We start from the raw sequence: 15,418 nt of genomic DNA, 5'->3' as shown, positions 1-15,418 counted from the left end.
CAGCCTGTCTCCACGCATCGTCTTTCCCAACAAGATCCTGCCCTACCTGCTGGTGGCGCCACAACTCGCCATCACCCTGGTTTTCTTCTACTGGCCGGCCGGTCAGGCGCTTTACCAGTCGATGCTCAGGCAAGACCCGTTCGGGCTGAAGAGCAGGTTCGTCTGGTTTGCCAATTTCCGGAAGGTGCTAGCCGATCCGGCCTATCTCAACTCGATCAAGGTCACGGTGGTGTTCTCGCTTGCGACCGCGATCGTTGCCATGGTTGTGGCCCTGCTGCTCGCGGTCATGGCCGAGAAGGCCGTGCGTGGCAAAGGTCTCTACCGCACACTGTTGATATGGCCTTACGCCGTGGCGCCGGCGATTGCCGGCATGCTTTGGCTTTTCCTGTTCAATCCCTCGATCGGCTCGTTGGCCTATTTGCTGAGAAGCCTCGGCATCGCATGGGACCCACTGCTCAACGGCAACCACGCCATGATCCTGCTGGTGTCGGCTGCTGCCTGGAAGCAGATCAGCTACAACTTCCTGTTCTTCGTCGCCGGCCTGCAGGCGGTGCCGAAAACGCTGATCGAAGCGGCGGCCATGGACGGCGCCGGCGAAACCAAGCGCTTCTGGACCATCGTCTTCCCGCTGCTTGCGCCGACAACCTTTTTCCTGCTGGTCGTCAACACCGTCTATGCCCTGTTCGACACGTTCGGCATCGTTCATGCCGTCACCGGCGGCGGGCCGGGCAAGACGACCGAGACGCTGGTCTACAAGGTCTACAATGACGGCTTCGTCAATCTGATCCTGGGCGACTCGGCGGCGCAGTCGGTCATCCTGATGGCCATCGTCATCGCGCTCACAGCGATCCAGTTCCGCTATGTGGAACGCAAAGTCCATTACGGCTGAGGGCAGCGATGATCGGCCAGTCCCCGCTCCGCACCTTCATCGCCCATGCCGTGCTCATCCTTGGCATATTGATCGTGGCTTTTCCGATCTACTACACCTTCGTGGCCTCGACACACACGCTGCAAACGATCCTCAGGCCGCCCCTGCCGCTCTTGCCCGGCGGCCAGCTATTGAACAATTACAGCGAGGCGTTGTTCGGCGGCATTGGTCGTATCGGCGGGGTCAGCGTCGGCAGGCTGCTCCTCAACACCACGATCATGGCGCTCGGCGTCGCGGTCGGAAAGATCTTCATCTCGATCCTGTCGGCCTACGCGATCGTGTTCTTCCGCTTTCCGCTGCGCATGACCTTCTTCTGGCTGATCTTCATCACCTTGATGCTTCCAGTCGAGGTGCGCATCCTGCCGACCTACAAGGTGATGGTCGATCTCGGCATGATCGACACCTATGCCGGCCTGATCGTTCCGCTGATCGCCTCGGCCACCGCAACGCTGCTGTTTCGCCAGTTCTTCATGACCATACCGGGCGAATTGGTCGAGGCGGCGCTTGTCGACGGTGCCGGGCCATGGCGCTTCTTTTTCGATATTCTGGTGCCGCTGTCGCGGACAAACATCGCCGCGCTGTTCGTGATCCTCTTCATCTATGGCTGGACGCAGTATCTTTGGCCGCTGCTCGTCACCAACAGCAACGACATGAACACCATCGTCATCGCGCTGAGAAAGATGGTTTCCTTCGCCGATGCCGACACCCAATGGCACCTGGTGATGGTCACGGCAATGCTGGCCATCGTGCCGCCGATCCTGGTTGTCGTGCTGATGCAACGCTGGTTCGTGCGCGGTCTGGTCGAATCCGAAAAGTGAGAAGCCGATGGCGACCGTCGATCTGAAGGATGTTAGGAAAATCTATCCCAGCGGCGTCGAGGCCGTGAAGGGCGTTTCCATCGCCATTCCCGACAAGGAGCTTTGCGTGCTGGTCGGCCCCTCCGGCTGCGGCAAGTCTACGCTGCTGAGGATGATCGCCGGGCTCGAGACGATTTCGGCCGGTACAGTCGCCATCGACGGCAAGGTGGTCAACGCCATTGGCCCGACCGAACGCGACATCGCCATGGTATTCCAGAACTACGCGCTCTACCCGCACATGAAGGTCTATGACAACATGGCCTATGGACTGCGCAACCGCGGCACGCCGAAGGACGAGATCGACAGCAGGGTACGCTCGACTGCCAAGGTACTGGAGCTTTCGGCGCTGCTTGACCGGCGCCCGCGCGAGCTTTCCGGCGGTCAACGCCAGCGTGTCGCCATGGGTCGCGCCATCGTGCGCAACCCGAAGGTCTTCCTGTTCGACGAACCACTGTCCAACCTCGATGCGAAATTGCGCGGGCAGATGCGCATCGAGATCAAGAATCTGCAGCGCTCGCTTGGCGTCACCTCGGTTTATGTCACGCACGACCAGCTTGAGGCGATGACGCTGGCCGACATTCTCGTCGTCATGAACGCTGGACTGGTCGAGCAGACCGGCGCGCCGCTTGATGTGTACGAGAAACCGGCCTCGACCTTCGTCGCTTCGTTCATAGGCGCACCGCCGATGAATCTGCTGGCGCTCACAGGGGCCTCCCCAAGCTCGGTATTGGCGGACGGTACGGTGATTGGCTTGGCGCCTCGACTGGGCAAGGCGGTGACACTCGGCTTTCGTCCGGAGGACGCCGATATCACCTTCGCGGCAGAGGCGCCGGCCGGCGCGCTCGCGCTGCCGGCGACAGTGGAAGCGGTCGAACCGGTCGGTGCCGAAAGCTTTCTCCATTGCGTGGCAGCCGGCAGCCGCATTGTGGTGCGCGTCTCAGGCCGCGCCAGCGCCAAGCCAGGCGACCAATTGCGCGTCGTGGCCAGGTCCGAAAAGCTGCATTGGTTCGATCAGGCCGGCAAACGAGTCGATTGAGACTGGTCTTTCATGTGCCGAGTGGTGCTATGCGTGCGCAAAATCGTTCAGGCAAACACATGCGCCTTGCCCGACACGGTCAGCCGGACGATCTCGCCGATCGCCGGCGCGTCCATGCCCGGCTTGCGCAGGATCAACGGCGTGTTGCCGATGGCGGCTGCGTCGGGCGGATCGGGGCTGTTCAACAGACGCACCGCGATGGTGCACATCGAGCCGGCGAACTCCGATTCCGTCACCTCGCCGAACAGCATGTCCGGCGTGCCGGACATGCCTTCACGCGATGTGCGTTTCAGCAACACCTGCTCCGGCCGCAGCATGATGCGGGCAACGTCGCGCCGCTCCGAGCTGTCGACGGCGATGCGGCCGAGCGGCGAGATGGCGAAGCCATCGGCGATTCTTGCTGGCAGGACGATGGCGTCGCCAAGGAACTCGGCGACCATCCTGTCCTTAGGCTTGAAATAGAGCTCGCGCGGCGTGCCGACCTGCGAGAAGTTGCCGTCGCGCATCACCGCGACCTGGCTGGCGAATGACAGCGCCTCGGCCTGGTCGTGGGTGACCAGGATGGTGGTGATGCCGGCGGTTTCAAGGAGCTCGGCCACGGCCTTGCGCATCGAGGCGCGCAGGCCGGTGTCGAGCGCCGAGAACGGCTCGTCGAGCAGCATCAGCCGCGGCTTCATGGCCATGGCGCGGGCGAGCGCGACGCGCTGCTGCTGGCCACCGGAGAGTTCGTGCGGGCGGCGCTTCAGGATCCCTTTGTCCAGCCCGACGACATAGGCGAGCTCGGCGATGCGCTCACTGCGCTTTTCCTCGTGACGTCCCATGCCGAAGCCGATATTGGCGGCGATGCTCAGATGCGGGAATAGAGCGCCGTCCTGCGCCACCAGCCCGATGCCGCGGCGATGCGCCGGCACGGCCGTTTCGCCATCGGCCAGCACCTCGCCATCGAGCACGATGCGGCCCTGGTCCGGCGCCTCGAAGCCGGCGATCAGCCGCAGCAAGGTGGTCTTGCCGCAGCCGGACGGCCCGACGATTGCCGTACGGCTGCCGCTGGCCACGCTGAGGTCGACGCCGGCAAGTGCTGCGACGGGCCCGTAGTGCTTGTGGATGCCGCTCAGCTCGAGAAAGCTCATCGCCCGGCCATCCGCTTCGACTGGACGTAGAGCAGCCAGGTCAAAGGCAGCGACATCGCCACCATGATCAGGGCATAAGGCGCCGCCGACGCATAGTCGATCTCGCCGCTATAGGACCAGAACGCCATGGCCAGCGTGCGGGTGCCGTTGGGCGCCAGCATCTGGGTTGCGGTCAACTCGTTCATGATGCCCAGCGCGACCAATGCCATGCCGGCCGCGGCACCCGGCGCCGACAGGCGGATGGTCGTCGACCACAGCGCCTTGAGCGGCGACCGGCCGAGGCTGGAGGCGGCGCGTTCGAGCTCGACCGGCGCCTGTGCAATTGACGCCCTGAGGCTAATCAGGGCGCGCGGCAGGAACATCAGCGCATAGGCGACCAGGATGGTGAACAGGGTCTGGTAGAGCGGCATGGCGATACGCACGGCGATGGTGACCAGCGCCAGGGCGATGACAACGCCGGGCAACGCGCCGACGATATAGTTGCAGCCCTCCAGGACGCGTTGCAGCCGCCCCGGCGCGCGGATCGAAATCCACGCCATCGGTATTGCCGCGACGGTGGCGAGCAGCGCGCCGGCAATCGCCAGGAACAGTGTCTGACCAAGCGCCAGGCCGATCTCGTCGAGCCGCCAGACATCGGCGCCGCCGGCCATGAGCCAGCGACCGATAGTGACGAACGGCACCCCGAGCGCCAGCAGCGTGGTAACAGCGGGCAGCAGCAGGCAAGGAATGGTGGCGCGCCCAAGGCTCGTGCGCTGCTGGTGGCGCGCAGCACCCGAGCCGACGCGGGCATAGCGCTCCTCGCCGCGCACCAGCACCTCCAGCCCGAGCAGCACGAAGCAGCAGGTCACCAGCACGCCGGCCAGCATGTTGGCGGCGGGACCGTTGAAGGTCGACTGAAACTGGTCGACGATCGCGGTGGTGAAGGTGTCGAAGCGGATGAAGACATAGAGCCCGTATTCGGCCAGGAGATGCAGGCCGACCAGCAGGGAGCCGCCGCAAATGGCGAGCCGGAGCTGCGGCAGCACGACACGCCTGAACACGCGCCAGGGGCCAAGCCCGAGCGCTGCCGCTGCATCCTCGAGAGCCGGATCGAGTCGGCGCAAGGCTGCCGCCACCGGCAGATAGAGGAAGGGGAAATAGGCGATGACGGACACAAGCACGCCGGCCCACAGGCCGTGCAGTCTGGGCACCATGGTGATCCAGGCGTAACTGTGGACGAAGGCGGGAATGGCGAGCGGCGCCACCGACAGCCAGGCCCATAAGCGGGCACCCGGCAGATCGCTGCGCTCGGTCAGCCAGGCCAGCGCCACCGACAGCACGATCGAGATCGGTACCGCCAGCACCACCAGCAGGCTGGTGTTGACTAGAAGCTCGCCGACGCGCGGCCTGAACACTAGCGCCGCCACGGCTCCCCAGCCGGTCTGTATCGCCACCCAGACGATGAAGGCAAGCGGCAGCAGCGCAAACAGCGAGACAAAGACGGCAGCCAACGCAATCCATGAGACCGACCAACGACGTGCCCGCACGGCTGTGGTGTCGGCCGGCAAGCCTGAAGGTTCGAGATCGATCGCCGACTGCATCAGATCAGACGTTGTGCCGTTTCCGCCCGGAGGCGGAAACGATCGTCGGCCAATGCGGCGAGCAGCTTGCGGTCATGGACAGATGCCATCTTGAAAGCAGAGCGCTCCCGCGGAAAGCGAATTCCCACAGGAGCGCAGTCGGTTGCCCTTTTAGGACGAACGCCGGCTAAAGCAAGCCGGCCGCCGTCATCAGGTCGGTCACCTTTTTCGAGTTCAGCGCCGTCGCGTCGACTTTCGGCGCCTGCAGATCGGCCAGCGGCACCAGCTTCGGATTGGACTCGGCGCCCTTGCCGACTGCGTATTCGAACGAATCGCCTGTTTTCAGCACGTCCTGGCCGCCCTTGCCGGTGACCCATTTCAGGAAAGCCTGCGCTTCCTTCGGGTGCTTGCTCGAGGCCAGCACGCCACCCCCGGAAACCGAGACGAAAGCGCCGGGGTCCTGGTGCTTGAAATAGTGCAACTCGACATTCGTGCTGTTCTCGCCGGTCTTGGCCTGATCGCCGTAGTAGTAGTAGTGATAGATCACGCCGCCTTCGACCTCGCCGGCATTGACCGCCTTCATCACCGTGCTGTTGCCCTTATAGGCGGTAAAATTCTCCTTCATCGCCTTCAGCCATTCGGCCGTCGCTGCCTCACCCTTGAGCTGCAAAAGCGCGCTGACGATCGCCTGGAAATCGGCGCCGGAGGGCGAAGCGGCCCAACGGCCCTTCCAGCTCGGATCGGCGAGATCGAGCAGCGATTTGGGCAGCTGGTCGGCGGTCAGCTTGGTCTTGTTGTAGGCAAAGACGGTGCTGCGCGCGGCGACGCCGACCCATTTGCCGCTCGCCGGCTGGTACTCCTGCGGAACCTGGGCCAGCGTCTCGGCGTCGACCGGTGCGAACAGGCCGGCCGCCTCGACTAATGCCATGGCCGGCGAATTCTCTGTCAGGAATACATCGGCGGGCGAAGCGGTGCCTTCCGCAACGATCTGATTGGAGAAATCGCTGTCGCCGCCATTGCGGACGGTAACCTTGATGCCGGTTTCCTTGGTGAATCCCTCGGCCCAGGCCTTGGTCAGGTTTTCGTGCTGGGCGTTGTAGACGACGATGCCCTCGTCCTCTGCTATTGCCGGGCCGGCGATCAGGCTGATTGCAAGTGCTGTCGCACCGGCAAGGGCGGAAAGAGCATATTTCATGGCATCGTCCTCGATTTCGATTGTCTTTGGCTTGGCACGCTGCACCTATCAATACATGACTAGCGCAGTCAACATTGCTGGCCCGCTCAATCGCTCAAAAGGAGCAAACTTTCGTGATGCTCAGCTAATTTGCCTTGGACATTATTTCGCCGGCCCCGTAACAAATCAGCGCCGAGACGCGAATATCGGGAGTGAACTCTTGTGAGCGGCAAGGACGAAGCCGAGCTTTCACGGCTGCTGCGGGCCGCGATCGCCGGAGACGAAAGGGCCTATGCCGACTTTCTGCACCGGATCGCCGCGCTCGTTCGTGGCTTTGCCCGGCGCAAGATTGTGCAGGGCGGGGTGGATCCCGAGGATGTCGTGCAGGAAACCTTGCTGGCCATTCATGTGAAACGACACACCTGGCGCCGTGATGCGCCGGTGCTGCCTTGGGTCTATGCAATAGCCCGCTTCAAGCTGATCGATGCGTTCCGGCGGCGCGGCCGGCGGATCGAGGTCGAGATCGACGAAATCGCCGAGACCTTTGCCGAGCCGGAATCGGAGACGGTGAGCGAGCGCGACGTCAACCGGGCGCTCGACAGCCTGTCGCCGGCACAGCGTTCCGTCGTCTCGGCCGTATCGGTCGAAGGCCGGTCAATCGGTGAGACCGCGGCCAAATTCGGCATCAGCGAGACGGCTGTGCGGGTGTCACTGCACCGCGGGCTTGCCGCCATTGCCAAACGGTTCAGGGCGGGGCGGGAATAACATGAGGACCGAAGATCTCGTCAAGGCGCTCGACGCCGATGCCCGCAGCAAGGCGCTGCCGCTGGGCGCCGCCTGGTGGCTTGCCGCCGGCGCGGCCATCGTGATCGCGGCCGCGGTTTTCTGGCTGACGATCGGCCCGCGCCCCGACATTGCGATCGCCATGCACACGATGCGGTTCCTGTCCAAATTCGTCTTCACGATCGCTCTTGCCGCCAGCGCCTTTGTCCTGGTGCGTGCGCTGTCGACGCCCGGTGCATCGACCGGCCGGGCGGCAAGCTGGATGATCGCCGCGCCGCTGCTGGTGATTGTGGCCGTGATTCTCGAACTCCTCGTCGTGCCTGCGTCCGACTGGGGCACACGCCTGGTCGGGACGAACATGGTCATCTGCCTGACCTTCATTCCGTTGATCGGCATCGGCCCGCTTGCCGTCTTTCTCGCGGTGCTGCGTCATGGCGCGCCGACACGGCCGGTGCTTGCCGGTGCGGCGGCGGGCCTGCTTGCCGGCGGGCTGTCGGCGACCTTCTATGCGGCGCATTGCTTCGACGATTCGCCGCTTTTCGTCGGCACCTGGTACACGATCGCGATCGCCATCCTTGGCGTGTTGGGGGCGCTCGGCGGACGGCTTTTCGTGCGCTGGTAGCGGTAGCGATCAGCGTGTCGGAACGGGATGCTCGCCGCGATAGTCGTAGAAGCCGCGCCCGGTCTTGCGGCCGAGCCAACCGGCCTCGACATATTTGACCAGCAGCGGGCAAGGGCGGTATTTTGAATCCGACAGGCCGTCATGCAGCACCTGCATGATCGACAGGCAGGTATCCAGCCCGATGAAATCGGCAAGCTGCAGCGGCCCCATCGGATGGTTGGCGCCGAGCTTCATGGCGGTATCAATGGCATCGACCGAGCCGACACCTTCATAGAGCGTGTAGATCGCTTCGTTGATCATCGGCAGCAGGATGCGGTTGACGATGAACGCCGGGAAATCCTCCGAGACGGTGATCGTCTTATCGAGCTGCTTCACATAGGTTTTTGCCGCCTCGAAAGTCTGGTCCTCGGTGGCGATGCCGCGCACCAGTTCGACCAGCTTCATCACCGGAACCGGATTCATGAAATGTATGCCGATGAAGCGTTCAGGGCGGTCGGTCTGCGAAGCCAGCCGCGTGATTGAGATCGATGACGTGTTCGTCGCCAGGATAGCCTCGGGGTTGAGCTGCGGGCAGAGCTGGGCATAGATCTTGCGCTTGACCGTCTCGTCCTCTGTCGCAGCTTCGATCACCAGGTCGGCGCCCGCAAGGTCGGCCATGGCCGGTGCCGCCGAAATGCGCGCCATCGCCTCATTGCGCAGCTTTTCCTCGAGTTTGCCGGAGCCGACCTGACGGGCCATGTTGCCGCTGACGGTAGCGATGCCCTTTTCGATGCGGTCGGGCGAAATATCGTAAACCAGCACCTTATAGCCCGCCAACGCCGACACGTGGGCGATGCCGCCACCCATCTGGCCCGCGCCGATGATGCCGATCGTCTCGATCTTACTCATTACCCGATCCCATCGAGGCCTTTGCGGCCCGTTTTTTGTGCAGTGCAAACTAAAAGGGCGGGGCGACTTCGTCTACCCCACCCCTCAGAATTTAATACGCTTTGGCAGAAGGCGTCAAAGCGCCTTTTGCAGTTCCGGCAGAATGACGAAGAGGTCACCGACAAGGCCGTAGTCGGCGACCTGGAAGATCGGCGCTTCCTCGTCCTTGTTGATGGCAACGATCACCTTCGAATCCTTCATGCCGGCAAGGTGCTGGATGGCACCGGAGATGCCGACGGCAATATAAAGGTCGGGCGCTACCACCTTGCCGGTCTGGCCGACCTGCCAGTCGTTCGGCGCATAGCCGGCATCGACGGCGGCGCGAGATGCGCCAACCGCCGCACCGAGCTTGTCGGCGATCGGCAGAATGACCTCCTGGAACTTCTCCGAGGAGCCCAGCGCACGGCCGCCCGAGATGATGATCCTGGCCGAGGTCAGCTCTGGACGGTCGGTCTCGGAGAGCTTGTTCTCGACAAAGCTCGACAGGCCGGGATTGGCCGCCGCCTGGACCGTCTCGACCGGCGCGGAACCGCCCTCGGGTGCTGCCTGGAAGGAAGCGGTGCGCACTGTGATGACCTTCTTGGCGTCACTCGACTGCACCGTCTGTATGGCGTTGCCGGCATAGATCGGCCGCTTGAAGGTGTCGGGCGACACGACTTCGATGATTTCCGATATCTGGGCGACATCGAGCAGCGCCGCCACGCGGGGCGCGACGTTCTTGCCCGACGAGGTCGCCGGCGCGATGATCGTCTCGTATGGCTCGGCTAGCGAAACGACGAGTGCCGCCAGCGGTTCGGCGAGACGCTCGGTCAGTTCGTCGGCTTCGGCGAGCAACACCTTGCTCACGCCCTTGAGCTTGGCGGCGGCGTCCGCTGCCGGCTTGGCACCTTTGCCGGCAACCAGCACATGCACGTCCGAACCGATCTGCAGCGCCGCCGAAAGCGCCTTGGCAGTCTGGTCGGAAAGCGCCGCGTTGTCGTGTTCGGCAATCAGCAGAATTGTCATTTTTTATCCCTTCCTGGCCTCACAGCACGCCGGCTTCGTTTTTCAGCTTGTCCACCAGTTCGGCGACGCTCTTGACCTTGACGCCCGCTTTGCGGCCGCCCGGCTCCTCGGTCTTGATCACTTTCAGCCGCGGCTTGACGTCGGCGCCGTAGTCGGCAGGGCTCTTCTCGTCGAGCGGCTTCTTCTTGGCCTTCATAATGTTGGGCAGCGACGCGTAGCGTGGCTGGTTCAGCCGCAAATCGGCCGTGACGATTGCCGGCATCTTCAGTTCCAGCGTCTGCAGGCCGCCATCGACCTCGCGCGTCACCGTGGCCTTGTCACCGTCGAGCACGATCTTGGAGGCGAAGGTGCCCTGCGCCCAGCCGAGAAGTGCGGCCAGCATCTGGCCGGTCTGGTTGGAATCATCGTCGATCGCCTGCTTGCCGAGAATGACCAGGCCGGGCTGTTCTGCCTCTACGACGCCCTTCAGCACCTTGGCGACGCCCAGCGGCTCGGTCTGCTCGTCGGTCTTGACCAGGATGGCGCGGTCGGCGCCCATGGCGAGCGCGGTGCGCAAGGTCTCCTGTGCCTGCTGCGGCCCGATCGACACGACGATGATCTCTTCGGCCTTGCCAGCCTCCTTCAGCCGGATCGCCTCTTCCACCGCGATCTCGTCGAACGGGTTCATCGCCATCTTGACGTTGGCGAGTTCCACCGCCGAACCGTCCGCCTTCACCCGGACCTTGACGTTCGCATCCACAACCCGCTTCACGGGCACAAGGATCTTCATTTGCCTGTCACCTCTTTCACGATAGTCTCTTCACGCTCGTCGGGCGCGCTATAGCAGCGTGCACCTCTTCAGAGTTGTCGAAAGCCGACATTCCGGACGGAATTCTGGTCTTCGCCACGCCAGTAGGGTGGCGCTTCCGTAGTTGCGGCGACCTCGCGCGTCAATATCCGGGGCGCACTCGGATCCTCGGCGAAGCACTCAAATCGGTTCAGTCCGGACCGGAAACGGTCCCCCGGCCCCAGCGCGGCGCCTGCTGCGCAGGTTGTGGTTCGCTTGGCGCCGGCTCCACGGCTACGGGCACCTGGCCGGCGACCACCACAGTCTCTTCATCCGCAGCGGCGAGCAGCGGCACGCCGCGGCTGCGCAAGACAAGCACCAGCACGGCTCCAGCGATGATGCCGCCAATATGGCAGGCCCAGGAAACCTGATCCTCGCCTCCCTGCGCGAACATGAAGATCTGGAACAGGATCCACAGGATGAGCGGGATGAAGGCCGGGATGCGCAACGGGATGCGTGCGAAGACCAGCACCCATACCTTCACCCGCGGATAAAGGATCAGGTAGGCAGCGACGACACCGGCGATGGCGCCCGACGCGCCGATCAGCGGCACCGGCGAATCCCAGGCCACCAGACCCTGGAAGAAAGCGCCGGCGATGGCGCAAAGCAGGTAGAAGACGAGGTAGCGGACATGGCCGAGTGCATCCTCGACATTGTCACCGAACACCCACAGGAACAGCATGTTGCCGCCGAGATGGAAGGTATCCGCGTGCAGGAAGGAATAGGTCAGATAGCTCAGGCTTTCCGGAATGACGACAAATTGCGGAGCGAGCTCGACGCTGTCATGCACAACCGACGGGATGAAGCCGAGGCCCAGCACCGCGGCGTTGGCGAAATCCTCCCCGCCAAGCGTCGTGACAAAGTAGACCAGCACGTTTAGCGCGATCAGGCTGATCGTTACATATTGCAGCTTGATGTGCCGCAGCCGGTTGGTGTCGTAAAGCGGGATGAACATCGGGCCTCTCCCGCTTCCGGCGGATTCAGCGGTTCTTGCCGGGAACCCATAGCACGTCGGCATTTCCATTGTCATTGACCGCGCGTGCGGCGACGAACAGAAAGTCCGAGACACGGTTGATGTATCTTATCGCCTCGCGGTTGACGTGCTCGTCTGGAGCTTGCGACAGCGCCACCATGATGCGCTCGGCGCGTCGGGCCACCGTACGGGCGAGGTGAAGGGCAGCCGCTGCCGGCGTGCCGCCGTTGAGCACGAAGGATTTGAGCGGCTCAAGGTCCTTGTTGAGGAGATCGATATCCTGTTCGATGCGGTCGGTCTGCGAGGCGATGATGCGCAACGGCTCGTAGTCGAGCGGCTTGCCATTATCGGGGACTGCCAGATCGGCGCCGAGATCGAAAAGGTCGTTCTGGATGCGGCCGAGCATCGCATCGATCGCCGGATTCATTGCCGCTGTATGAATGCGGGCCATGCCGATGCAGGCATTGGCCTCGTCGACGGTGCCGTAGGCGTCGATGCGAAGGTCGGATTTCAGCCGCCGCTCACCAGAGCCGAGGCCGGTCGTGCCATCGTCGCCAGTGCGGGTGTAGATCTTGTTGAGCTTGACCACGGGTTACCTCCCGGCTGGTGGCTGCTGCGTCACTTACGGGTGAAATACACCGCCAGCATGATCAGCACCAAGGCCACGAACTGCAACAGCACGCGCGTCTGCATCAGCTTGTTGGAGGTCATGCTGGAGCCGCCGCGCATCATGTTGATGAGGCCGCGGATCAGCACGATCACCACGGCGACCATGACGAGAACGGCGAGGATGTTGAAGACGGTTGCCATGGTGTGTTCCAGTTGGATTGCGTTCAGGCGCGTTTGGCGAGCAGGCGGTAGAGTATCGATGACGGCAGGATGCGTTTAAGGATCGCGCCGATCCTGGCCGGCACTGTTACCACATAATGCGGGCGCGGGCGCCGCGACAGAAGCGCATGGTGCAAGGCGGCATAAACCACCTCCGGCCCGGGCTTCAGCCGCGATGTGCTGCCGCCGGCCCGCAGCCGTTTAAGTTGCGCCGCATAGGCGAGGCGATGAACGGAATTCTCGTGATCGATATTTGCCAGGAACCAGGGGAGGCTGTTGGTGGCGATCTTCGATTTCACCGCTCCCGGCTCGATCAGCGAAACATGGATGCCGCTGCCGAGGAGTTCCTGATGCAGGCTTAGCATCAATCCTTCGACGGCGTGCTTCGATGCCGAGTAGGCGCCGCGGAAAGGCAGCGGCGCGAGGCCGAGGATCGACGAGCAATGAACGAGACGGCCATGGCCCTGGCGGCGCATCACCGGTACGACGCGGCGAGTTAGATCATGCCAGCCAAAGACATTGGCCTCGAACTGCTGCCGTAAAGCCTCGACCGGCAGGTCCTCGACGGCGCCGGGCTGTCCGTAGGCGCCGTTGTTGAAGAGCGCATCGAGCCGGCCGCCGGTCCGTTCCAGCACCGACGCCACCAGCGCCTCGATCGATCCGGGCTCGGTGTAGTCCAGATAAAAGGCCTCAATGCCGTCGGCCTCGAGCGCGGCGATATCCTCGGGCCTTCGGGCCGTTGCGAACACCCGCCAGCCTTCCGCCCTCAGCGCTCGGGCGCAATAGGCGCCTATACCGGAAGAGGCACCTGTGACAATGATGGTGCGCAACTCTTCTCCGGGAGGAATGGTGGTTTGACCTAGGGTTGTCATTTACCGCAAACCCTTCCCATATTCGCGGCGTCGGGACAATCGAAGGGAACGCGGTTCTTGTTGCGGAAGATCGTAGCCCTCAAACGCGTCCTCTACGACGCGCTCGGCCATTTCAACACCGACGACGGCTGGGCAATGGCCAGCCATCTGGCGATCACCGCGCTGATGGCGCTTTTTCCTTTCCTGATCTTCGCCACGACGCTGGCGAGTTTTTTCGGCGCGCAGGCTTTCGCCGACACCGCCGTGCACCTTGTGTTCGACACATGGCCCGAGCAGATCGCCAAACCGATCGCGCGCGAGGTGCTCAACGTGCTTACTGTCCGGCGCAGTGACCTGTTGACCTACGGTATCGTGCTTGCAGGATACTTCGCCTCGAACGGCATCGAGGCGCTGCGCATTTCGCTCAACCGGGCCTATCGTGTCTCGGAAACGCGCGGCATCATCTACCGGCGAGTGCAGAGCATCATCTTCGTGCTGATCGCGACGGCCGGGTTTTTGGCCATCAGCGTGCTGCTGGTCTTCGCGCCATTGCTGGCACGGCTGGCCGAGTCGCATTTCGAATGGATAAAACCCTATATGGGCACGATCACGCTGTGGCGTTACGTCATCGCCTCGGTCGTCATCATCGGCGGCCTGTTCGCCGTGCATTTCTGGTTGCCGGCCGGCAAGCGCCGCTTCGTTTCGATCGTGCCTGGCATCATCTTCACGCTGGTCGGCTGGCTCATCGGGTCGACCATCTTCGCCGCCTATCTCGATCATTTCTCGTCCTATGTGACGACCTATGCCGGCCTCGCCTCGATCATGATCGCCGTCGTGTTCCTCTATATCGTCTCAGCGATCTTCATCCTCGGTGGCGAGCTCAACGCCGCGATCAGCCGCTATTTAGAGGCGCGTGCCCGCGTCGGCGGCTGAGCCGTCGCCAGCCCGACGCCGAGCGTCGCGATCGCCATGCCGCCGATCTGGAGCGGACTCAATTGCTCACCGAACAATGCCCAGGCGATGACCGCGGTGACGGCCGGCACGAGGTAAAACAGCGAGGCGACCTTCGACATCTCGCCGTCGCGGATCATCACCATCAACAGGAAGATGGCGCCGATCGATAGCACCAGCACGAGCCAGGCCATAGCAAAGATCAGTTCGCCATTGACGATGACCGTTCGGGTCTCGAAGGCGAGCGAGGCCAGAGCCATCACCGATGCGCCGCCGACATATTGCCAGAACGTGGCAGCCACCAGATCGCCGCCGGAAGCAAAGCGCTTCTGCCAGATGGTGCCGGCGCTCATGCCGAGTACGGAGACAAATGAGGCGACCAGCGTCTCGGCCGTCACGCCGCCGCCGAGCGCGCCGAGCTTCGGCCAAAGCACGATCACCACGCCGATCAACCCGAGGCCGAGACCGGCCCAGTGGCGCGGCAGGATGGCCTCGCCCAGAAGCCGGCCGGCGAGCACCGCCGTGATCAGCGGCTGCAGGCCGACGATCAGGGCTGAAAGCCCGGCGGGCATGCCCCGGTGGATGGCCCAGAACACGCCGCCGAGATAGATGCCATGCATCAGGATGCCGGCACCGGTCGCGTGCAGCGCCTCATCGCGGGTGGCGCGGCTCGAACCAAGTGCGGCCATCAAAGCGACAAGCAGGATTGCGGCCAGGACAAAGCGCGCGGCCAGGAACGTAAAGGGCTCCGCCCACGGCATGGCATAGCGCGCGCCGATGAAGCCGGTCGCCCACAGGACGACGAAAGAGGCGGGGATGAACCGCTTGAGGCTGTGCATTTTCCGGAGGCCGCGATGAATTCGGGTGAGGGATCGACTGCGGCGACTGCTTAATGCCGTTCGGGCCGGCAAGCAAAACCAAACGGTTGATCCATAGAGTCATTTGAATTGAAGGAGCGCCGTTGATGG

Annotated in this window: 17 protein-coding genes; 6 read left to right on the top strand and 11 right to left on the bottom strand. The window is 63.3% G+C overall.

Annotated features, from left to right (window positions below; all coding sequences use genetic code 11):
- Positions 1-4: 4 nt before the first annotated feature.
- Genes ugpA through ugpC form a run of 3 tightly spaced genes read left to right on the top strand, consistent with a single transcriptional unit; the run spans position 5 to position 2,821 of the window.
- Entirely contained in the window at positions 5-889 is an 885-nt protein-coding gene (gene ugpA / locus NKI95_RS03225; RefSeq protein ID WP_352714578.1) for a sn-glycerol-3-phosphate ABC transporter permease UgpA, read from the top strand.
- Between the two features lie 8 nt (positions 890-897).
- Entirely contained in the window at positions 898-1,746 is an 849-nt protein-coding gene (gene ugpE, locus NKI95_RS03220) for a sn-glycerol-3-phosphate ABC transporter permease UgpE (protein WP_352714166.1), read from the top strand.
- A 7-nt stretch (positions 1,747-1,753) separates the two neighbouring features.
- On the top strand, positions 1,754-2,821 hold the full coding sequence (gene ugpC / locus NKI95_RS03215; RefSeq protein ID WP_352714165.1) for a sn-glycerol-3-phosphate ABC transporter ATP-binding protein UgpC: 1,068 nt from the start codon (positions 1,754-1,756) through the stop codon (positions 2,819-2,821).
- A gap of 47 nt (positions 2,822-2,868) precedes the next feature.
- On the opposite strand, the gene NKI95_RS03210 is transcribed toward ugpC, so the two are convergent.
- The 3 genes from NKI95_RS03210 to NKI95_RS03200 all read right to left on the bottom strand — a co-directional run bounded on the left by NKI95_RS03210 (position 2,869) and on the right by NKI95_RS03200 (position 6,705).
- Positions 2,869-3,951, bottom strand: coding sequence for an ABC transporter ATP-binding protein (locus NKI95_RS03210; RefSeq protein WP_352714163.1), 1,083 nt, complete (start codon positions 3,949-3,951; stop codon positions 2,869-2,871).
- Positions 3,948-5,531 (bottom strand): ABC transporter permease, encoded by a 1,584-nt coding sequence (locus tag NKI95_RS03205; protein ID WP_352714161.1) that lies wholly within the window; start codon positions 5,529-5,531, stop codon positions 3,948-3,950. Before NKI95_RS03205 ends, NKI95_RS03210 begins: the two co-directional genes overlap by 4 nt.
- 166 nt (positions 5,532-5,697) lie before the next feature.
- Positions 5,698-6,705 carry an iron ABC transporter substrate-binding protein gene (locus NKI95_RS03200; RefSeq protein ID WP_352714159.1) on the bottom strand — a complete coding sequence of 336 codons (1,008 nt, stop codon included), beginning with the start codon at positions 6,703-6,705 and terminating at the stop codon, positions 5,698-5,700.
- Positions 6,706-6,906: 201 nt separating this feature from the next.
- Between NKI95_RS03200 and NKI95_RS03195 the strand changes: the two genes are divergently transcribed.
- A complete protein-coding gene (locus tag NKI95_RS03195) occupies positions 6,907-7,449 on the top strand; it encodes a sigma-70 family RNA polymerase sigma factor (protein WP_352467572.1) in 543 nt (180 codons plus the stop codon).
- Position 7,450: 1 nt separating this feature from the next.
- Complete coding sequence (locus tag NKI95_RS03190; RefSeq protein WP_352714157.1) at positions 7,451-8,089, top strand: NrsF family protein; 639 nt, start codon at positions 7,451-7,453, stop codon at positions 8,087-8,089.
- Positions 8,090-8,098: 9 nt separating this feature from the next.
- On the opposite strand, the gene NKI95_RS03185 is transcribed toward NKI95_RS03190, so the two are convergent.
- The 7 genes from NKI95_RS03185 to NKI95_RS03155 form a co-directional block, all read right to left on the bottom strand.
- Positions 8,099-8,977, bottom strand: a complete 879-nt coding sequence (locus NKI95_RS03185) for a 3-hydroxybutyryl-CoA dehydrogenase (RefSeq protein ID WP_023721073.1) — start codon at positions 8,975-8,977, stop codon at positions 8,099-8,101.
- Between the two features lie 114 nt (positions 8,978-9,091).
- Positions 9,092-10,021, bottom strand: a complete 930-nt coding sequence (locus tag NKI95_RS03180) for an electron transfer flavoprotein subunit alpha/FixB family protein (protein ID WP_352714155.1) — start codon at positions 10,019-10,021, stop codon at positions 9,092-9,094.
- 19 nt (positions 10,022-10,040) lie between these two features.
- Entirely contained in the window at positions 10,041-10,790 is a 750-nt protein-coding gene (locus NKI95_RS03175) for an electron transfer flavoprotein subunit beta/FixA family protein (protein ID WP_023677947.1), read from the bottom strand.
- Between the two features lie 208 nt (positions 10,791-10,998).
- Positions 10,999-11,802 (bottom strand): rhomboid family intramembrane serine protease, encoded by an 804-nt coding sequence (locus NKI95_RS03170; RefSeq protein ID WP_352714154.1) that lies wholly within the window; start codon positions 11,800-11,802, stop codon positions 10,999-11,001.
- A 25-nt stretch (positions 11,803-11,827) separates the two neighbouring features.
- On the bottom strand, positions 11,828-12,409 hold the full coding sequence (locus tag NKI95_RS03165) for a cob(I)yrinic acid a,c-diamide adenosyltransferase (RefSeq protein WP_352714152.1): 582 nt from the start codon (positions 12,407-12,409) through the stop codon (positions 11,828-11,830).
- A gap of 29 nt (positions 12,410-12,438) precedes the next feature.
- Entirely contained in the window at positions 12,439-12,630 is a 192-nt protein-coding gene (locus tag NKI95_RS03160) for a twin transmembrane helix small protein (protein WP_023677950.1), read from the bottom strand.
- Positions 12,631-12,653: 23 nt separating this feature from the next.
- Positions 12,654-13,520 carry an SDR family oxidoreductase gene (locus NKI95_RS03155; RefSeq protein WP_352714150.1) on the bottom strand — a complete coding sequence of 289 codons (867 nt, stop codon included), beginning with the start codon at positions 13,518-13,520 and terminating at the stop codon, positions 12,654-12,656.
- Between the two features lie 57 nt (positions 13,521-13,577).
- On the opposite strand from NKI95_RS03155, the gene NKI95_RS03150 reads away from it, so the two are divergent.
- Positions 13,578-14,432, top strand: coding sequence for a YihY/virulence factor BrkB family protein (locus tag NKI95_RS03150; protein ID WP_352714148.1), 855 nt, complete (start codon positions 13,578-13,580; stop codon positions 14,430-14,432).
- On the opposite strand, the gene NKI95_RS03145 is transcribed toward NKI95_RS03150, so the two are convergent.
- Entirely contained in the window at positions 14,399-15,289 is an 891-nt protein-coding gene (locus NKI95_RS03145; RefSeq protein ID WP_352714146.1) for a DMT family transporter, read from the bottom strand. The genes NKI95_RS03150 and NKI95_RS03145 overlap by 34 nt on opposite strands.
- Positions 15,290-15,418: the final 129 nt, after the last annotated feature.

The sequence above is a fragment of the Mesorhizobium sp. M0306 genome, from assembly GCF_040321655.1.
In the GTDB taxonomy this organism is placed as follows: Bacteria; Pseudomonadota; Alphaproteobacteria; order Rhizobiales; family Rhizobiaceae; genus Mesorhizobium.
The sequence above is the reverse complement of the archived record's forward strand: the minus strand, read 5'-3'. Positions and strand labels throughout refer to the sequence as shown.